At 69.7% G+C, this 18,272-nt stretch carries 14 protein-coding genes and 2 pseudogenes; all 16 read left to right on the forward strand.

Features of this window, described 5'->3' with window-relative positions; translation table 11 throughout:
* Positions 1–185 (forward strand): annotated as a pseudogene (locus tag JWP54_RS03830) (hypothetical protein); the annotation flags it as partial.
* 413 nt (positions 186–598) lie between these two features.
* Positions 599–1,141, forward strand: a complete 543-nt coding sequence (pyrR, locus tag JWP54_RS03835; RefSeq protein ID WP_297367487.1) for a bifunctional pyr operon transcriptional regulator/uracil phosphoribosyltransferase PyrR — start codon at positions 599–601, stop codon at positions 1,139–1,141.
* A complete protein-coding gene (locus JWP54_RS03840) occupies positions 1,138–2,088 on the forward strand; it encodes an aspartate carbamoyltransferase catalytic subunit (protein ID WP_297367490.1) in 951 nt (316 codons plus the stop codon). The genes pyrR and JWP54_RS03840 overlap by 4 nt, the downstream gene beginning before the upstream one ends.
* Entirely contained in the window at positions 2,089–3,435 is a 1,347-nt protein-coding gene (locus JWP54_RS03845; protein ID WP_297367494.1) for a dihydroorotase, read from the forward strand. It begins immediately after the preceding gene.
* Positions 3,428–4,018 carry a hypothetical protein gene (locus JWP54_RS03850; RefSeq protein ID WP_297367497.1) on the forward strand — a complete coding sequence of 197 codons (591 nt, stop codon included), beginning with the start codon at positions 3,428–3,430 and terminating at the stop codon, positions 4,016–4,018. The genes JWP54_RS03845 and JWP54_RS03850 overlap by 8 nt, the downstream gene beginning before the upstream one ends.
* Before the next feature lie 3 nt (positions 4,019–4,021).
* Positions 4,022–5,188 (forward strand): glutamine-hydrolyzing carbamoyl-phosphate synthase small subunit, encoded by a 1,167-nt coding sequence (gene carA, locus JWP54_RS03855; protein ID WP_297367500.1) that lies wholly within the window; start codon positions 4,022–4,024, stop codon positions 5,186–5,188.
* Entirely contained in the window at positions 5,188–8,475 is a 3,288-nt protein-coding gene (gene carB / locus JWP54_RS03860; protein ID WP_297367504.1) for a carbamoyl-phosphate synthase large subunit, read from the forward strand. The genes carA and carB overlap by 1 nt, the downstream gene beginning before the upstream one ends.
* Positions 8,472–9,410, forward strand: coding sequence for an orotidine-5'-phosphate decarboxylase (pyrF, locus tag JWP54_RS03865; RefSeq protein WP_297367509.1), 939 nt, complete (start codon positions 8,472–8,474; stop codon positions 9,408–9,410). The genes carB and pyrF overlap by 4 nt, the downstream gene beginning before the upstream one ends.
* Complete coding sequence (gene gmk, locus JWP54_RS03870) at positions 9,403–10,323, forward strand: guanylate kinase (RefSeq protein WP_297367512.1); 921 nt, start codon at positions 9,403–9,405, stop codon at positions 10,321–10,323. Before pyrF ends, gmk begins: the two co-directional genes overlap by 8 nt.
* A gap of 138 nt (positions 10,324–10,461) precedes the next feature.
* Positions 10,462–10,719 carry a DNA-directed RNA polymerase subunit omega gene (rpoZ, locus tag JWP54_RS03875; RefSeq protein ID WP_297367515.1) on the forward strand — a complete coding sequence of 86 codons (258 nt, stop codon included), beginning with the start codon at positions 10,462–10,464 and terminating at the stop codon, positions 10,717–10,719.
* 30 nt (positions 10,720–10,749) lie between these two features.
* Positions 10,750–12,060, forward strand: coding sequence for a phosphopantothenate--cysteine ligase family flavoprotein (locus tag JWP54_RS03880; protein ID WP_297367519.1), 1,311 nt, complete (start codon positions 10,750–10,752; stop codon positions 12,058–12,060).
* Positions 12,061–12,164: 104 nt separating this feature from the next.
* A complete protein-coding gene (metK, locus tag JWP54_RS03885; RefSeq protein WP_104166339.1) occupies positions 12,165–13,358 on the forward strand; it encodes a methionine adenosyltransferase in 1,194 nt (397 codons plus the stop codon).
* A 31-nt stretch (positions 13,359–13,389) separates the two neighbouring features.
* Complete coding sequence (locus JWP54_RS03890) at positions 13,390–15,624, forward strand: primosomal protein N' (RefSeq protein WP_297367527.1); 2,235 nt, start codon at positions 13,390–13,392, stop codon at positions 15,622–15,624.
* Complete coding sequence (gene fmt / locus JWP54_RS03895; protein ID WP_297367530.1) at positions 15,625–16,542, forward strand: methionyl-tRNA formyltransferase; 918 nt, start codon at positions 15,625–15,627, stop codon at positions 16,540–16,542.
* Positions 16,539–18,011: a transcription antitermination factor NusB gene (locus JWP54_RS03900; RefSeq protein WP_297367533.1), complete on the forward strand. Its 1,473-nt coding sequence runs from the start codon at positions 16,539–16,541 to the stop codon at positions 18,009–18,011. The genes fmt and JWP54_RS03900 overlap by 4 nt, the downstream gene beginning before the upstream one ends.
* A 47-nt stretch (positions 18,012–18,058) precedes the next feature.
* Positions 18,059–18,272 (forward strand): annotated as a pseudogene (locus tag JWP54_RS03905) (ribulose-phosphate 3-epimerase); the annotation flags it as partial.

Here is an 18,272-nt window from a genome sequence, read left to right on the forward strand (position 1 = left end):
GGACCTCACCGGGCAAGCGCACCTACCGCACCGACCCGGCCAACCCGATCGGCCCACCCCGGCCCCAACCGCCGACCGTGGGACCGACAACCCCGAAGCGACCCGCGGACGACAGCTACCTGATGCCGCGGCACCAGCCCACACGCCACCCGACAGCACCGGTCCCGGAGAACCCGCCGTTCTAACGCCCAGCTGCGGTCTTGACGAGGCACGCGACAGGCGCGCACGAAACGAGGTCTCGTCGAGCTCGACCGGCGTAGGGGTGCGACACGCACGCACGTCACGAGGTCTCGACGAGCTCGACCGGCGGAGCGAGCGGACTTACGGGGCGCGACCAGTCCGCCGGTCGAGCTGGTCGAGACCCCGCGAGGCGACCTACGGATCGCCACAATCCGCTGGTCGAGCTTCGGCGTGCTGAGCTGTCGGAGTAGACCCCGCGAGCCGGCCCTGGACGCAGGAACGGGCATCCCCAAGGGAACCGGTTCAGGTGCGGCTCGCACGGCAGCGCGAGCGGATGCCCGGAACGCAATGGTAGGCTTTTCCGCGGTAAGAAAACCGACTTTAAGAGCCGTCCTGTGAGACGGGAAAGGAGGTTGGTTTGACGGAGCGCACCGTGCTCACCCAGGCTGACATCACCCGAGCATTGACTCGGATCTCCCACGAGATCCTGGAGTCCAATCGAGGAAGCGAGAACCTGGTCATCTTGGGCATCCCCACTCGGGGAGTGGCCCTCGCCCAGCGCATAGCCGCGATCATCCAGCGCATCGAGCCCGGCTCCGCCGCTGTGCGAGTCGGCTCGCTGGACGTGACGATGTACCGCGACGACCTCGCCCACACCCGCACCCGCACCCCGTCGCCGACCCAGGTCCCGGGCAGCATCGACGGCGCCACGGTGGTGCTCGTCGATGACGTGCTCTACTCCGGTCGCACGATTCGGTCGGCCCTCGACGCGCTCGGCGACCACGGCCGGCCCGGCGTCGTCCGGCTCGCCGTACTGGTCGACCGCGGCCACCGAGAGCTGCCGATCCGCGCCGATTTCGTGGGCAAGAACCTGCCCAGTGCCTCCCACGAGCGCATCAACGTGCATGTCACCGAGATCGACGGCGACGAATTCGTCAGCATCGAAGGAGGTACAGAGTGAGGCACCTGCTCTCCACCAAGTCGCTCGGACGCACCGAAGCCATCGCGCTGCTCGACATCGCCGAGGACATGGCGGATGTGGCCAACCGCGAGGTCAAGAAGCTGCCCACCCTCCGCGGCAAAACCGTGGTCAACCTCTTCTTCGAAGACTCCACCCGCACCCGCATCTCCTTCGAGGCCGCCGCGAAGCGCCTCAGCGCCGACGTGATCAACTTCAGCGCCAAGGGCTCGAGCGTCTCCAAGGGGGAGAGCCTCAAGGACACCGCGCAGACGCTAGCCGCGATGGGCGCCGACGGTGTCGTCATCCGCCACCCCGCCTCGGGCGCCCCGCAGGTGCTCGCCGGCAGCGGCTGGATCGACGCCGGCATCATCAACGCCGGCGACGGCACCCACGAGCACCCCACCCAGGCGCTGCTCGACGCGTTCACCATCCGCCGCCGCCTGCACGGCGCCGCGTCCCGCGGCCGCGCCCTCGACGGTGTCAGCGTCACCATCGTCGGCGACATCCTGCACTCCCGGGTCGCCCGCTCCAACCTGTGGCTGTTGGACACCCTCGGAGCGCACGTTACCTTCATCGCCCCGCCCACCCTGGTGCCCTCCGACACGACGGCGTGGCCGGCCACCATCGGGTACGACCTGGACGCGGCCATCGACGCCGGCCCCGACGTCGTGATGATGCTGCGCATCCAGGCCGAGCGCATGAACGCCGCGTTCTTCCCGAACAGCCGGGAATACTCCCGCCGCTGGGGCCTGGACGACGAACGCTTCGCCCGGCTCTCGTCGCATAGCATTGTCATGCACCCCGGACCGATGAATCGCGGCCTGGAGATCTCCTCCGCCGCAGCCGATTCTGACCGGTCCACAGTGCGCGAACAGGTCGCGAACGGGGTCTCCGTCCGGATGGCGGCGCTGTACCTGTTGCTTTCCGGCGACCGAGAGGACCACTGAATGTCGACCGAACGTTTCCTTCTGCGCGGAGCCCAGCTCAGCGACGGAACCAGCACCGACCTGCTCCTGTCCGACGGCCGAATCGATGACATGGGCTCCCGGCTCTCCGACGCCGGCGCCACAGTGATCGACGCCGACGGCCTGCTCGCCCTCCCCGGCCTGGTCGACCTGCACACGCACCTGCGCGAGCCCGGCTACGAGCAGAGCGAAACAGTGCTCACGGGCAGCCAGGCCGCCGCCATCGGCGGCTACACCACCGTGTTCGCGATGGCCAACACCTCACCGGTGCAGGACACCGCCGGCGTCGTCGAGCAGGTGCTCGCCCTGGGGGAGAGCGCCGGCTACGTCACCGTGCAACCGATCGGCGCCGTCACCGTGGGGCTCGCGGGCGAACGCCTGGCCGAACTGGGCGCGATGGCCGCCAGCCGCGCCAGCGTGCGGGTCTTCTCCGACGACGGGTTCTGTGTCTCCGACCCGCTGCTGATGCGCCGGGCGCTTGAGTACGTCAAGGCCTTCGACGGCGTCGTCGCCCAGCACTCGCAGGAGCCCCGCCTCACCGTCGGCGCCCAGATGAACGAAGGCGCCCTGTCCAGCGAGCTCGGCCTCACCGGCTGGCCGGCCGTGGCCGAGGAATCGATCATCGCCCGCGACGTACTGCTGGCCGAACACGTCGGTTCCCGCCTGCATGTCTGCCACCTCTCCACCGCCGGAGCCGTCGATGTGGTGCGCTGGGCCAAGGCCCGCGGCATCAACGTGACCGCAGAGGTTACGCCGCACCACCTGCTGCTCACCGAGGAACTGGTCGCCGGTTACGACGCCCGGTACAAGGTGAACCCGCCGCTCCGCCGCCGCGAGGACGTCGAAGCCCTGCGCCAGGGCGTCAAGGACGGCACGATCGACATCATCGCCACCGACCACGCGCCGCACCCGATCGAGTCGAAGGACTGCGAGTGGGGCGCCGCCGCCAACGGCATGGTCGGACTCGAATCCGCACTGTCGGTGGCACACGCCGCCCTCGTCGACACCGGCTACCTGAACTGGGGCGACCTGGTGCGGGTCATGTCGAGCGTTCCCGCCCGGATCGGCCGCATCCAGGGTCAGGGCCGGCCGCTCGCCGTGGGCGGGCCCGCCGAACTGACCCTCTACGACCCGAGCGCCCGCCGCGTCTTCGGCCGGGAAAATCTCGTCGGCAAGGGCGTGAACTCGCCGTACCTCGAGATGACGCTGCCCGGTCAGGTGATGGCGACCTTCCACCGTGGCTACGCCACCGTGCTGGGCGGCGCCCTGCAGAGCACCGCGCAGATCAGTGCCGCACGGGCCACCGTGACCGGGGGTCGTCATGAGTAGCCGCACCGTTGCCACGATCATCACCGTCCTGGTGCTGCTCGGCATCCTCGCTCTGATGCTGCGCTCCTGGCGCCGCCGCAGCACCCGGGATGCCGGCTTGCCCGCAGGCTACCCTTCGCCCACCGAACCGGGCCGGGAACTGGCCTCCGCAGCGGCCCTCTACGTCGCCACGACACCGAGGGATGCGCCGCTGGAGCGCCTGGCAATCCCCGGGCTGGGCTTCCGCGCCCGCGGTGGCGTCTCCGTCACCGAACACGGTGTGCTGCTCGAACTCGCCGGCTCACCTGCGCTGTTCATCCCCGCGGCCGCCGTGGAGCGGGTCACCGACGCCACCTGGGCCATCGATCGCGCCGTCGAGCCCGGCGGCCTGCTACTCCTGGGCTGGCGGCTCGCCCCCTCGAGCTCCGCCCCCTCCAGCCCGGACCCAGACTCGACTGCCGCGCCCGCCAGCGTCGACAGCTATTTCCGATTCAGCGACCCCGCCGATCGCACTGCGATCAGCGAGGCCATTCGATCACTCGCGCCCAGCGCGCCCGGCACAGCCGGCACCAGAACAATCGGCACCGAAGAAAGTGAGGTGTAGCCCGTGAGCTACCCAACATCCACCCCGGCTCCGGCCGTGCTCGTCCTCGAAGACGGCACCCGCTACGTGGGACGTGCCTACGGCCGCCAAGGACAGACGCTGGGCGAGATCGTCTTCGCCACCGGCATGACCGGCTACCAGGAGACGCTCACCGACCCGTCCTACGCCGGCCAGATCGTCCTCATGACGGCCCCGCACATCGGCAATACCGGGGCCAACGACGAAGACATGGAATCCAGCCGCATCTGGGTTGCCGGTTTCGTGGTTCGCGAGCCCGCCCGCGTGCCCTCCAACTTCCGCTCCCAGCGCACCCTCGAAGCCGAGCTGGAATCCCACGACATCGTGGGCATCAGCGGTATCGACACCCGCGCCATCACCCGGCACATCCGTTCAAAGGGCGCCATGCGCAGCGGCATCTTCTCCGGGGACCGATACGACATCTCCGAGAGCGAACAGCTCGAACTCGTCCGCGGCGGCGCCAGCATGCGCGGCCGCAACCTGTCCGACGATGTCTCGACCGTCGAGCCGTACTCGCTGCCGGCCACGGGCGAGCGCATCGGCTCGGTCGCCGTTCTCGACCTCGGCGTGAAGACGTCCACGCTCAACTACCTGGCCGAACGCGGCTTCGAGGTGTTCGTGCTGCCGCAGTCGGTCACCGCCGAGCACGTGCTGTCCCTCAAGCCGTCTGCGCTGTTCTTCTCGAACGGCCCCGGCGACCCGGCCGCCAGCGACGCCCACGTCACGCTGCTGCAGGAGGTGCTCCGTGCCGGCGTGCCGTACTTCGGCATCTGCTTCGGCAACCAGCTACTCGGCCGCGCCCTCGGCTTCGGCACGTACAAGCTGCCGTTCGGTCACCGCGGCATCAACCAGCCGGTGCTCGACAAGGCCACCGGCCGGGTGGAGATCACCTCGCAGAACCACGGCTTCGCCGTCGACATGCCCATCGAGGGCGTGCACGAGTCCAAGACCGGTTTCGGCAAGGTCGAGGTCAGCCACTACAGCCTCAACGACCAAGTGGTCGAGGGCATCCGGTGCCTGGACATTCCGGCCTTCTCGGTGCAGTACCACCCGGAGTCCGCGTCCGGCCCGCACGACGCCAACTATCTTTTCGACAGGTTCAGGGATGTGGTGGTCGCGCACGCGGCCGCCGGAGCAGGAGACGCCAAGTAATGCCTAAGCGCGACGATATCAACAGCGTCCTCGTCATCGGATCGGGCCCGATCGTGATCGGCCAGGCCTGCGAGTTCGACTACTCCGGCACCCAGGCATGCCGGGTCCTCCGCGAAGAGGGCGTCCGGGTGATCCTGGTCAACTCCAACCCGGCCACCATCATGACCGACCCCGACTTCGCGGACGCGACGTACATCGAGCCGATCACCCCGGAGATCCTCGAGACCATCATCGCCAAGGAACGCCCGGATGCGATCCTGCCGACCCTGGGCGGCCAGACGGCCCTCAACGCGGCGATCGCCCTGCACGAGCGCGGGATCCTCACCAAGTACAACGTCGAGCTCATCGGCGCGAAGTTCGAGGCCATCCAGAAGGGTGAAGACCGCCAGATCTTCAAGCAGCTGGTTCTCGACGCCGGCGCGGATGTGGCCAAGTCCTACATCGCCCACACCGTCGAAGAGGCCGTCGGCTTCGCCGAGGACCTCGGCTACCCGCTGGTCGTGCGCCCCTCCTTCACCATGGGCGGCCTCGGCTCCGGCTTCGCCTACACCGAAGAAGAGCTGCGCCGCATCGTCGGTGACGGCCTGCACCAGAGCCCGACCACCGAGGTACTCCTGGAGGAGTCCATCCTCGGTTGGAAGGAATACGAGCTCGAGATGATGCGCGACACCGCCGACAACACGGTGGTCGTCTGCTCCATCGAGAACGTCGACCCGGTCGGCGTGCACACCGGCGACTCGATCACCGTCGCTCCGGCGCTCACCCTCACCGACCGTGAGTACCAGAAGCTGCGCGACATCGGCATCGACATCATCCGCGCCGTCGGTGTGGACACCGGCGGCTGCAACATCCAGTTCGCCATCGACCCGGCCAACGGGCGCATCATCGTCATCGAAATGAACCCGCGGGTGTCCCGGTCCTCCGCCCTGGCGAGCAAGGCGACCGGCTTCCCGATCGCCAAGATCGCCGCGAAGCTCGCGCTCGGCTACCGCCTCGACGAGATCCCCAACGACATCACCAAAGTCACCCCGGCCAGCTTCGAGCCCACGCTCGACTACGTCGTCGTCAAGGTGCCCAGGTTCGCGTTCGAGAAGTTCCCCAAGGCGGATGCGCGCCTGACCACGACCATGAAATCCGTCGGCGAGGCCATGGCCATCGGCCGCAACTACGCCTCAGCGCTGCAGAAGGCGCTTCGCTCGCTCGAGAAGCGCGGCTCCTCGTTCCACTGGGGCACCGAGACTCGTTCCGTCGAGGAGCTCCTCGAGGTCGCCGAGGTCCCCACCGACGGCCGCATCGTCACCGTGCAGCAGGCACTCCGCAAGGGTGCCAGCATCGAGCAGCTCTTCGAAGCCACCAAGATCGACCCGTGGTTCCTCGACCAGATCGTGCTCATCAACGAGATCGCCGACGCCGTCGCCGCCTCGGACACCCTCGACACCGAGATCCTGCGCACGGCGAAGGACCACGGATTCTCCGACGCCCAGATCGGCGAACTCCGCGGCTTCGGCGAGGCGGATGTGCGGAAGGTGCGCCATATCCTCGGCGTGCGCCCGGTCTTCAAGACCGTCGACACCTGCGCCGGCGAGTTCCCCGCCCTCACCCCGTACCACTACTCGAGCTACGACCAGGAGACCGAGGTCGTCGCGAGCGACCGCAAGAAGGTCGTCATCCTCGGCTCAGGCCCGAACCGGATCGGCCAGGGCGTCGAGTTCGACTACTCCTGCGTGCACGCGTCGTTCGCCCTCTCCGAGGCCGGCTACGAGACCATCATGATCAACTGCAACCCGGAAACGGTCTCCACCGACTACGACACCAGCGACCGCCTCTACTTCGAACCGCTCACCCTGGAGGACGTGCTGGAGATCATCCACGCCGAAAGCCAGAGCGGCGAACTCGTCGGCGTGGTCGTTCAGCTCGGCGGCCAGACCGCGCTCGGCCTGGCCAAAGGCCTCGAGGCCGAGGGCATCCCGATCCTGGGTACCTCGCCGACCGCGATCGACCTGGCGGAAGAGCGCGGCCTGTTCAGCGGCATCCTCGCCGACGCCGGCCTGCTCGCCCCGCGGAACGGCGTGGCGATCGACTTCGCCGGCGCCGTCGTGGTGGCCGAGGAGATCGGCTACCCGGTGCTCGTGCGCCCCAGCTACGTGCTCGGCGGCCGGGGCATGGAGATCATCTACGACAGCGGGTCGCTGGCCGACTACTTCACCCGCATGCAGGGCCAGGGCATCATCGGCCCGTCGCACCCGCTGCTGGTGGACCGCTTCCTCGACGACGCCATCGAGATCGACGTCGACGCCATCTACGACGGCCACGAGCTGTACATCGGCGGCGTGATGGAGCACATCGAAGAAGCCGGCGTGCACTCCGGGGACTCCAGCTGCACCCTCCCACCGGTCACCCTCGGCCGCGCCGAGATCGACCGGGTGCGCGACGCGACCCTGGCCATCGCCAAGGGCATCGGCGTGCGCGGATTGCTGAATGTGCAGTTCGCCATCGGCGCCGGCGTGCTCTACGTGCTCGAGGCCAACCCGCGTGCCTCCCGCACCGTGCCGTTCGTCGCCAAGGCCCTGGGCATCACCCTCGCAAAGGCCGCGTCGCTGATCATGGTGGGCACGACCATCGCCGAACTCAAGGCCGCCGGCAAGCTGCCGGAGATCGACGGCTCCCGAGTGCCGATCGACTCCCCGGTCGCCGTCAAGGAAGCCGTGCTGCCGTTCAACCGGTTCCGCACCCAGGAAGGCCTGATCGTCGACTCTGTGCTCGGCCCGGAGATGCGCTCCACCGGCGAGGTCATGGGCATCGACCGCGACTTCCCGCGGGCCTTCGCGAAGAGCCAGCTCGCCGCCTACGGCGGGATCCCGCTCACCGGCACCGTCTTCGTGTCGGTCTCCGACCGCGACAAGCGCGCCGTGATCCTGCCGATGCTCCGTCTCTCGCAGCTGGGCTACACGATCATGGCCACCGAAGGAACCGCCGAAGTTTTGCGGCGGAACGGAATCGGGGCCACAGTGGTGGCTAAGTTCAGTGAAAAGGCCGATGAGTCCGTGGACACCGTCGTCGACCTGATCCGACGCGAGGAGGTGCAGATCGTGATCAACACACCCAACGGTCGCACCGCCAGGGCGGATGGCTACGAGATCCGCGCCGCGGCCGTCGCGGGCGACCTGCCCCTGTTCACCACCATCGCCGAGCTTGCCGCAGCCGTCGGTTCGATCGACTCGATCCGCACCGGTTTCGAGGTCACCAGCCTGCAGGAGTACGCGGCCCAGCGGACGGCGGCGCTGTGACCCCAGCCGGCGCCGTGAGCCCAGCCGAATCGGTCGCAACGACTGCCACCTTCGGCGAACGCCTCGAGGATGCGTTCGACCGGTTCGGCCGGCTCTGCGTCGGAATCGACCCGCACTCCTGGCTGCTGACCGACTGGGGCCTTCCCGACAGTGCGGCCGGCGCCGAGGACTTCGGTCGCCGGGTCGTCGAGGCCGCCGCCGGACGGGTGGGCATTGTAAAGCCCCAGGTGGCGTTCTACGAACGGTTCGGCTCCGCCGGCTACGCCGCGCTCGAACGGGTGCTCGCTGACGCGCGCGCCGCCGGACTCCTGGTCATCGCCGACGTCAAGCGCGGCGACCTGGGTACCAGCGTCGAGGCCTACGGACAGGCCTGGCTCAGCCCGGGGTCCCCGCTGGAGGTCGACGCGATCACCGTGAACCCGTACATGGGCGTCGGCTCGCTCGCGAGCACGATCGCCCTGGCTGCCGAGTACCAGAAGGGGCTCTTCCTGCTCGCGGCGACGTCCAACCCGGAGGCCGCAGATCTGCAGCAGGCCGTCCTGGCGCGGGGAACGCAGGCGGGACATTCGGTCGCCGCGTCGGTGCTCGCCCAGGTTCGTGAGATCAATGAAACGGCCCACGTTGTCGACACCCCTACCGATGTTGCCGGCCCGACCACCGGGTTCGGCTCCGTCGGCGTCGTGCTCGGAGCCACCGTCTCCCTCGGTGATTTCGGCATCGACATCTCCGCCCCGGCGGCCGCCGTCGTCACTCCGGTGCTCGCCCCCGGCTTCGGCCATCAGGGAGCGAATCCCACCGATCTGACCAGTTTGTTCGGTGGATACGCTCAAGGCGTTATCGTGAGTGAATCGCGCAGCGTGTTGTCAGCAGGCCCGGACCAGGTGGCCGATGAGATAACACGCCGAGTAACCGAAGCTGGAGCGACCCGTGGCTGACAATCGCCCTACCCCACCCGACGTCGACCGCGTCGCGGCCTCCCGCGCCGCCGTGGCGGCCAGACGAGCCCGAGCCGCGGTCAAGGCGCAGGTCGCCGCCGGTGAGCGCACGTCCCTCGACGTGCTCGCCGCCGCCGTGAAAGATCCCAACGGCGTCGAGGGCCGGCTGCGTGTCACCGAGCTCCTCGTGAGCATCCCCGCGATCGGCGTCACCAAGATGCAGCGCATCATGACCAAGCTCGAGATTTCACCGTCCAAGCGGCTGGGCGGCCTGGGCAAGCACCAGCGCGACAGGCTGCGGGACTTCCTCGCCGCCAGGCCCACCGCCCGCCGCGGAGCCCCGGACTCCCGCCTGGTCGTCCTGGCCGGTCCCACCGCCGTGGGAAAGGGCACCGTGGCCGGGTACATCCGCGAGCACCACCCCGAGGTGCACCTGTCGGTCTCGGCCACCACCAGGGCGCCCCGCGCCGGTGAGGTGGAGGGCGTCAGCTACTTCTTTGTGTCGGACGCCGAGTTCGACCGCTTGATCGAAGCCGGCGAGCTCCTCGAGTACGCCACCGTGCACAACGCCTACCGCTACGGCACCCCGCGCGGCCCGGTCGAGGCCGCGATCAACGACGGCAACAGCGTGCTGCTCGAGATCGACATCCAGGGCGCTCGCGCCGTGCGCCGGGCGATGCCGGAGGCCCGCCTGGTGTTCCTGCTGCCGCCGACCTGGGACGAATTGGTGCGCCGCCTGATCGGCCGGGGCACCGAGGATTCCGCCGAACAGGCGCGTCGGCTGGAGACCGCGAAGCTCGAATTGGCCGCCCAGGGCGAGTTCGATTACCGTGTCGTGAACACCGACGTGGCCGAAGCGGCCGAAGAGGTCGTAGACTTGATGCAGATTCGCAAGTCAGCGACGCCGTCGTAGCGCCCGCCGTACTTGAATTCCCGCGTCGAACAGGCGCATCATCGTGACGATTGTCAGGGTTTCCGGCCATGGAGACCACCGGCATGACACCGCGTAGCCCGTACATTTTGCTTGAACTGCATGAAGGAGTGTGACAGCGTGCCCAACAAGCCCACTGGCATCATTGACCCGCCCATCGACGACCTGCTGACCAAGGTCGATTCCAAGTACGCCCTGGTGATCTTCGCCTCCAAGCGCGCCCGCCAGATCAACGACTACTACGCAGACCTGCACGAAGGCAGCCTGTTCGACAACGTCGGACCGCTCGTCGACTCCACCGTCGACGACAAGCCGCTCTCCGTGGCCCTGCGCGAGATTAACGAGGACAAGCTCGCCTCGAAGCCCATCGTCGAGTAACTCGACGTAACAGCCACCAAAGCGCGCAGGATGTCGACTGGTCGCACGATCGTCGTCGGGATAACCGGCGGCATCGCTGCCTACAAGGCCGTCAACCTCGTGCGCGCTTTTGTGCTGCTCGGGGACGACGTTCACGTCGTCGCCACAACAGCGGCCCTGCGCTTCGTCGGCAAACCCACCCTCGAGGCCATCTCCCGGAACCCGGTGCACACCGACCTCTACGAGGGCGTCGCCGAGGTGCGGCACGTGGCCATCGGCCAGTCCGCCGACCTCATCGTGGTCGCGCCGGCCACCGCCAACAGCATCGCCAAGATCGCCCTCGGCCTGGCCGACGACCTCCTCGGCAACACCATCCTCGCCAGCACCGCCCCGCTGGTTCTGGCGCCGGCCATGCACACCGAGATGTGGAACAACCCCGCCACCGTGGCCAACATCGCCACCCTGCGCGCACGCGGCATCACCATCGTGGGCCCCGGCATCGGCCGGCTCACCGGCGCCGATTCCGGCCCCGGGCGGATGGAAGAACCCGACACCATTCTGGCCGCCGCGCTCGAGGCCCTGGCCGCGCACCGCGGCGAGACACCGGCCGGCCCCGCCCAGGAAGCCACCGAACAGGGCTTCACCGGACAGGGCTCCACCGGACAGGGCTCCACCGGACAGGATCTTGCCGGCCGGCACGTGCTCATCAGCGCCGGCGGCACCCGCGAACCCCTCGACCCGGTGCGTTTCCTCGGCAACCGATCCAGCGGCCGCCAGGGCGTCGCCCTCGCCGAAGCGGCCGTCAGCCGCGGCGCCATCGTGACCCTCGTCGCGGCACACCTCGAGGTGCCCGTTCCCGCCGGAGTCACCGTGCACAGCGTCAGCAGCACCCTCGAACTGCAGGAGGCGATGCACGCGGCCGCCGGCTCCGCCGACATCGTGATCATGGCCGCCGCCGTCGCCGACTACCGGCCGGCCGACGTGCAGGCCGAGAAGATCAAGAAAGACGCCACGGGGGAGAGGATGTCCCTCGAGCTCATCCGCAACCCGGATGTGCTTGCCGGCCTGGTCGGGGACCGGCGCGCCGGCCAGGTGATCGTGGGCTTCGCCGCCGAGACCGAACCGGACGACACCCTCCGCCGCGAACTCGGCCGAACCAAAATCCAGCGCAAGGGCTCCGACCTGCTCGTGCTCAACCGGGTCGGCTGGAGCCAGGGGTTTGCCACCGAACGTAACGAGATCGAGGTGCTGGACCGGGCCGGAGATATAGTGATGGAGGCCTCCGGAACGAAGTTGTCGGTGGCCCACCGTATCCTCGACAGCATCCTGAACGGCATCCGTCAGGACGCACCCGTCGCCTGAGGAATCGCCCTGATCGTTCGCGATCAGGCATGCACGCCCCGGCGTGCGGCACCTGCTTCACCACGTCAACCGCAGCACCTTAGACACAGAATTGAGACGCCCCGATGAGCGATCTTCGCCTCTTCACCTCGGAGTCAGTCACCGAAGGCCACCCGGACAAGATCTGCGACCAGATCTCCGACACCATCCTCGACGCGCTCCTCACCGAGGACCCGCACAGCCGGGTCGCCGTCGAGACCCTCGTCACCACGGGTCTCGTGCACGTCGCCGGTGAGGTCACCACCGCCGGCTACGTCGAAATCCCCTCGATTGTGCGCAAGTGCATCACCGACATCGGATACGACTCGTCCGACGTTTGGTTCGACGGCCGCTCCTGCGGCGTCGAGATCTCCATCGGCGGCCAGTCGCCCGACATCGCGCAGGGCGTCGACGACGCCTACGAAAGCCGCGAGCAGGACAGTCTCGACGATTACGACCGCCAGGGCGCCGGCGACCAGGGCATCATGTTCGGCTACGCCACGCGCGAGACCCCCGAGCTGATGCCGATCCCGATCTGGATCGCGCACCGCATGGCCGAGCGCCTCGCCGAGGTGCGCAAGTCCGGCGAGCTCAGCTACCTGCGCCCCGACGGCAAGACCCAGGTCACCATCGGCTACGACGGCATCATCCCGCGCACCGTCGAAACCGTGGTGCTGTCCACCCAGCACTCGCCGTCGGTGCGCACGGAGCAGCTGCGCGCCGAGATCGCCGAGCTCGTCATCAAGCCGGTGCTGGAGCGCGTCGACCTCGACGCGAGCAACCTCCGCACCCTCGTCAACCCGACCGGCCGCTTCGAGATCGGCGGCCCGCAGGGCGATGCCGGCCTCACCGGCCGCAAGATCATCATCGACACCTACGGCGGATCCAGCCGGCATGGCGGCGGCGCATTCAGCGGCAAGGACCCGTCCAAGGTCGACCGTTCCGGCGCCTACGCCATGCGCTGGGTGGCCAAGAACGCCGTCGCGGCGGGCCTGGCCGAACGGCTCGAGATCCAGGTCGCCTACGCGATCGGCACAGCCTCGCCCGTCGGCCTGTATGTGGAGACCTTCGGCACCGGCGCCCTGCCGGAGAAGGACATCACCGCCGCGATCCGCGAGGTCTTCGACCTGCGCCCGGCCGCGATCATCCATGACCTCGACCTGCTCCGCCCGATCTACGCCCAGACCGCGGCCTACGGCCACTTCGGTCGCGAACTGCCCGACTTCACCTGGGAGCGACTGGACAGGGTCGACGACCTGAGAAGCGCAGCCGGGCTCTGAACTTCGAGATGCACGGGCAGGGAGGCCGCAGATGACTCGCACCGGCCTGATCGCACGGGTGCTGATCGATTCGCCCCTGCCGCAACTCGACCATCTCTTCGACTACGCCATTCCCGACGAGCTCGCGCACCTTGCGCAGCCCGGCGTTCGGGTGCGGGTGCCGTTGCGCTCGGCGAACCGGGTGGCCGACGGCTACCTGGTCGAGCTGCTCGATCCGGAGCAGGCGGCGGCCGCCCAGGCGGCGTCCGGCGCTGACGCGACCCTGCCCGGCACCGGGCCGGACACGGGGTACAGCGGCAAACTCAGCCCAGTCGACTCGATTGTGTCGGCCGTGCCCGTCCTCACCGAACCCGTCTGGCAGCTCGCCCGGCGGTTGGCCGACCGAGCCGCCGGCAACGCCAGCGATATCGTGCGGCTCGCCGTCCCGCCGCGCGCCGTGCGGGTGGAGAAGGCCTGGCTGGCCGCGCAGGCTGAATCGCAGTCGCAGCCCACACCGGATGCGCGCGCGGTGTTGCCCGACCCCGGCTTCGCCGAGTATCCGCCGGCGACCCTCGGCACCATCGTGGCCGAGCGGCTCCGGGTCTGCGTCGCCGCGGTCCCGACCCTGGTGCGCCTGCCCGGCGCACCAGCCCGAACGAACGCCGACGCGCCGCCCGACGGCAAAAAACCGGTTGACGACGGCAGCACCGTGGGGACCTGGGCAGTCACCATGGCCGAACTGGCCGTGTCGGCGCTCCGCCACGGCAAGAGCAGCATCCTCGTGACCCCGGACTTCCGCGACCAGGACCAGCTGCAGGCCGCCCTGGCTCTGCTCGCTCCAGCGGAGGACGTCGTCCGTGTCGACGCCCGGCAGGCAAACCCCGACCGCTACCGCGGCTTCCTCACCCTGCTCGAGGGCCGGCCGCGGATCATCCTCGGCAACCGGTCCGCCGTGTACGCCCCCGCCCACGACCTCGGGCTGATCGCCATCTGGGACGACGGCGACCCGCTCTACGGCGAACAGCTCAGCCCGTATGTCCACGCCCGCGACGCCGCGCTGATCCGCCGGGAAGCCGCCGATTGCGCACTCGTGTTCCTCGGCCACTCCCGCAGCGTCGAGATCGAACGCCTGGTCGAGATCGGCTGGTTGCGTGCCGTGCACCCCAGCCGCGATGTTCACCCCCGGGTGATTCCCACCACCTTCCAGGCCGAACCCGATGCGCAGGCCAGGGCCGCACGCATCCCCTCTGCCGCCTGGCTCGTCGCGAAGGAGGCTGTGCGAACCGGACCGGTGCTCGTGCAGGTCGCCAGCCCCGGCTACGCCCCGATGCTGGCCTGCCGCTCCTGCGGGCAGTCCGCTCGCTGCACGAACTGCCAGGGCCCGCTGGCGCTGGCCAGCGCCAACGCCACCCCGGCCTGCCGCTGGTGCGGCCACCTCGCCGCCGGCTGGCGCTGCTCGCACTGCGAAGCCACCCAACTGCGCGTGGTGACCGTGGGCACCGGCCGCACCGCGGAGGAGCTCGGCCGGGCCTTCCCCGGTTCCCGGGTGATCGTCGCCGACGGCGACCACACGGTGCTCTCCATCGGACCGGAGCCGGCCCTGGTGATAGCCACCCGCGGCGCCGAGCCGATACCGCGGAACGGATACAGCGCCATCCTGCTGCTCGACGGCGAACGGATGCTCGCCCGCGAGTCGCTGCGGGTGGGAGAGGACTGCCTGCGCTGGTGGGCCAACGCCGCCGCCCTGGCCGCACCCGGCGCCTCCGTGATGCTCGCCGGGGTGGGCGGCGCCCTCGCGAGCGCTCTCAACACCTGGCGGCCAGGCCCCTACGCCGCCGGGGAACTCGCCGACCGCCGGCAGCTGCGCTTCCCCCCTGCAGTGCGGGTGGCGTCGGTCACCGGCACCAGCGCGGAGGTCGAGGCCGCCCTGGCGAGCCTCGCCGAGCTGCCCGGGCTCGACGTGCTGGGCCCGGTGGCGCACGAGGCGGCCACCGCAGGCGGCTCGAACACCGGACCAACCAACACCGGACCAACCAACACCGGAACAACAAGCACCGGGCCAGCGAACAGCGGGCCGGCGACCACCGCGGCCGCGGGGCAACGCGCCGGCGGCCCGGCCCTGGTGCGCGCCATCGTGCGGTTCGGCTATCCGCACGGTGACGAGGTGGCCCGCACTCTCAAGGCCGCCATCGTGCGGAACGCGGCCAGCCGGCGGAAGCCCAAGGGCGCCTCCTTCCGCCCTGCACCTACACTCAGAGTACGATTCGACGACCCGGAGCTCCTGTAAATGAAACTCGTCTTCGCCGGGACCCCGCAGGTTGCCGTGCCCAGCCTGACCCTCCTGGCCTCCTCAGACCATGAAATCGCCGCCGTCGTCACGCGCGCCGATGCCGCTCTGGGGCGCAAGCGCGTGCTGACCCCGTCGCCGGTGGCCACCGCCGCCGCGGAGCTCGGCCTGCCCGTGATCAAGGCCAACCGGCTCGACGCCGCCGCCACGGCCGCCATCACAGCACTCGGCGCCGACCTCGGCGTTATCGTGGCCTACGGCGGCCTGGTGCGGGAGCCGCTGCTGTCCGCACCGCGCCTGGGCTGGATCAACCTGCACTTCTCCCTGCTGCCGCGCTGGCGCGGCGCGGCGCCCGTGCAGCGGGCCATCATGGCCGGCGACACCGAAACCGGCGCCGCCGTGTTCCAGCTCGTCGCCGAACTCGACGCCGGTGCCGTCTTCGCCGCCCAACGCACCCCGATCGGCCGGCACGCCACGGCCGGCACCCTGCTGGAGAGCCTCAGCCAGAGCGGCGCCGAGTTGCTGCGCGCCGTCGTCGACGACCTCGGGGCCGGTACGATCCAGGCCGTCGACCAGGCCGGCGAGGTCACCCTCGCCCCCAAGCTCACCCTCGACGACGCCAGGGTCGACTGGACCCTGGCCGCCGAGCGGATCCACGCGATCATCCGCGGGGTCACCCCCGAACCCGGCGCGTTCACCGAAATCGGTGGCGCCCGGCTCAAGCTCCACGACGTGGCCCCCGTACACGACCAGGGCCGGCTGGCGGCCGGCGTCGTCACCGCAATCGACAAACGGGTTCTGATCGGCACCGGCACGGCGCCGCTCGAGCTCATCACCGTTCAACCGGCAGGAAAAACCCCAATGAAAGCAATCGACTGGTGGCGCGGAGTGGCAGCGACCGAGGTGATCGCCTCATGAGCGGCGCAGACGAGCGCCGCGCGGGCGCCAACCGCGACCGCGGCCCCCGCTCGGGCGGATCCCGTCAGGACCGGGCACCCCGCGCGGCAGCGCAGCCCACCTCCATCGTGCAGCCGGCCCGCCGGGTAGCCTACGAGGTCATCGCGGCCGTCCGTGAATCCGACGCCTACGCCAACCTGCTCCTGCCCACCCGCATCCAGCGCGCCGCCCTGAACACCGCGGATGCCGCCCTGGCCACCGAGCTCACCTACGGCACCCTGCGCATGCAGGGCTTCTACGACCGGGTCATCGCCGAAGCCGCCGGCCGGCCGGTCACCGCCATCGACCCGGCCATCCTCGACGTGCTCCGGCTCGGCGCCCACCAGCTGCTGGCCACCCGGGTCGCCACCCACGCGGCCGTCAACGAATCGGTCGAACTCGCCCGCCAGGTGGGCTCGCGTTCGGCAACCGGCTTCACCAACGGCGTCCTTCGCGCGATCGCCCGGGTCAGCGCCGACGAGTGGCGCGAGCGCATCCTCGCCGGCACGAGCACCCCGGACGACGCCCTCGCCGCCCTGTACTCGCACCCGGTCTGGGTGGTCCGTGCGTTCCGCCAGTCCCTGCGCCAGGAGGGCCGCGAGAACGAGCTCGAGGAACTCCTCGCCGCCGACAATGCCGCACCGCGGGTGAACATGGTCGCGCTGCCCGGCCTGGCCGAGGCCACCACCGAGCTGGGCGACGCGAACGATTTCTCACCCACCGGCTTCGTGCTCGCCGGGGGAGACCCGCACCACCTGATGAAGCAGAGCGCCGGGCGCCTGCGCGTGCAGGACGAGGGCTCCCAGCTCGCCGCCCTCGCGCTCAGCCGGGCCCGCCCGGTCGTGGCGGGGGAGCGCTGGCTCGATCTCTGCGCGGGCCCCGGCGGCAAGGCCGCACTGCTGGCCGCCGAAGCGCTGAACGGCGGCGCCACCCTCGTCGCGAACGAGGTCGTGCCGGCCCGGGCACAGCTGGTGCGCGCGGCCCTCGCCGCCGTACCCGCCGACGTGCCGGTCTGGGAGATGGACGGCACCTGGGTGGGCGAGGACCAGCCGGAGGCCTTCGACCGGATCCTGCTCGATGCCCCGTGCACCGGACTGGGTGCCCTGCGCCGGCGCCCCGAGGCGCGCTGGCGGAAGCTCCCCAAGGACGTCGCCGAGCTGAGCGACCTGCAGTCCGCGCTGATCCACGCCGCCCTCGGCGCTCTCAAGCCCGGCGGGATCCTCGCCTACGTCACCTGCTCGCCGCATGTCGCGGAGACCCGGGGGATCGTTGCGACGGCCCGGAAGGCCTGGGGCGACAAGGTCGTGCCGCTGGACACCGCTGCGGTGCTGCAGGAGGTGGCGGTGCATCCGCTCGATCTGGCCGGCGACCCCGGCAGCGTGCAGCTGTGGCCGCACCGGCACGGCACCGACGCCATGTTCATTACCCTGCTGCAGCGGCAAGCGGACTGAGCCTGCCGTCGGCCGGGCGGGCATCCCCGATTCGGTAGGGTGAAAGCATGGTTACCCGGATCAACCCGAGCATTCTCGCCGCCGACTTCGCCAACCTCGAGCGCGAGTTCGGGCGCATCAGCACAGCTGACCTGGCCCACGTCGACGTCATGGACAACCACTTCGTGCCCAACCTCACCCTGGGGCTGCCGGTCGTGGAGCGGCTCCTCGAGGTGTCCCCGATCCCGCTGGACCTGCACCTGATGATCGACGACCCCGACC

It is taken from the genome of Cryobacterium sp., from assembly GCF_025463825.1.
Taxonomy (GTDB): domain Bacteria; phylum Actinomycetota; class Actinomycetes; order Actinomycetales; family Microbacteriaceae; genus Cryobacterium.

Bases quoted from the DNA above. Each gene is read 5' to 3' on its own strand.
- JWP54_RS03845 (WP_297367494.1), top strand. From the start codon at position 2,089: ATGTCGACCGAACGTTTCCTTCTGCGCGGAGCCCAGCTCAGCGACGGA.
- JWP54_RS03850 (WP_297367497.1), top strand. From the start codon at position 3,428: ATGAGTAGCCGCACCGTTGCCACGATCATCACCGTCCTGGTGCTGCTC.
- carB (WP_297367504.1), top strand. From the start codon at position 5,188: ATGCCTAAGCGCGACGATATCAACAGCGTCCTCGTCATCGGATCGGGC.
- JWP54_RS03880 (WP_297367519.1), top strand. From the start codon at position 10,750: ATGTCGACTGGTCGCACGATCGTCGTCGGGATAACCGGCGGCATCGCT.
- metK (WP_104166339.1), top strand. From the start codon at position 12,165: ATGAGCGATCTTCGCCTCTTCACCTCGGAGTCAGTCACCGAAGGCCAC.
- JWP54_RS03890 (WP_297367527.1), top strand. From the start codon at position 13,390: ATGACTCGCACCGGCCTGATCGCACGGGTGCTGATCGATTCGCCCCTG.
- fmt (WP_297367530.1), top strand. From the start codon at position 15,625: ATGAAACTCGTCTTCGCCGGGACCCCGCAGGTTGCCGTGCCCAGCCTG.
- JWP54_RS03900 (WP_297367533.1), top strand. From the start codon at position 16,539: ATGAGCGGCGCAGACGAGCGCCGCGCGGGCGCCAACCGCGACCGCGGC.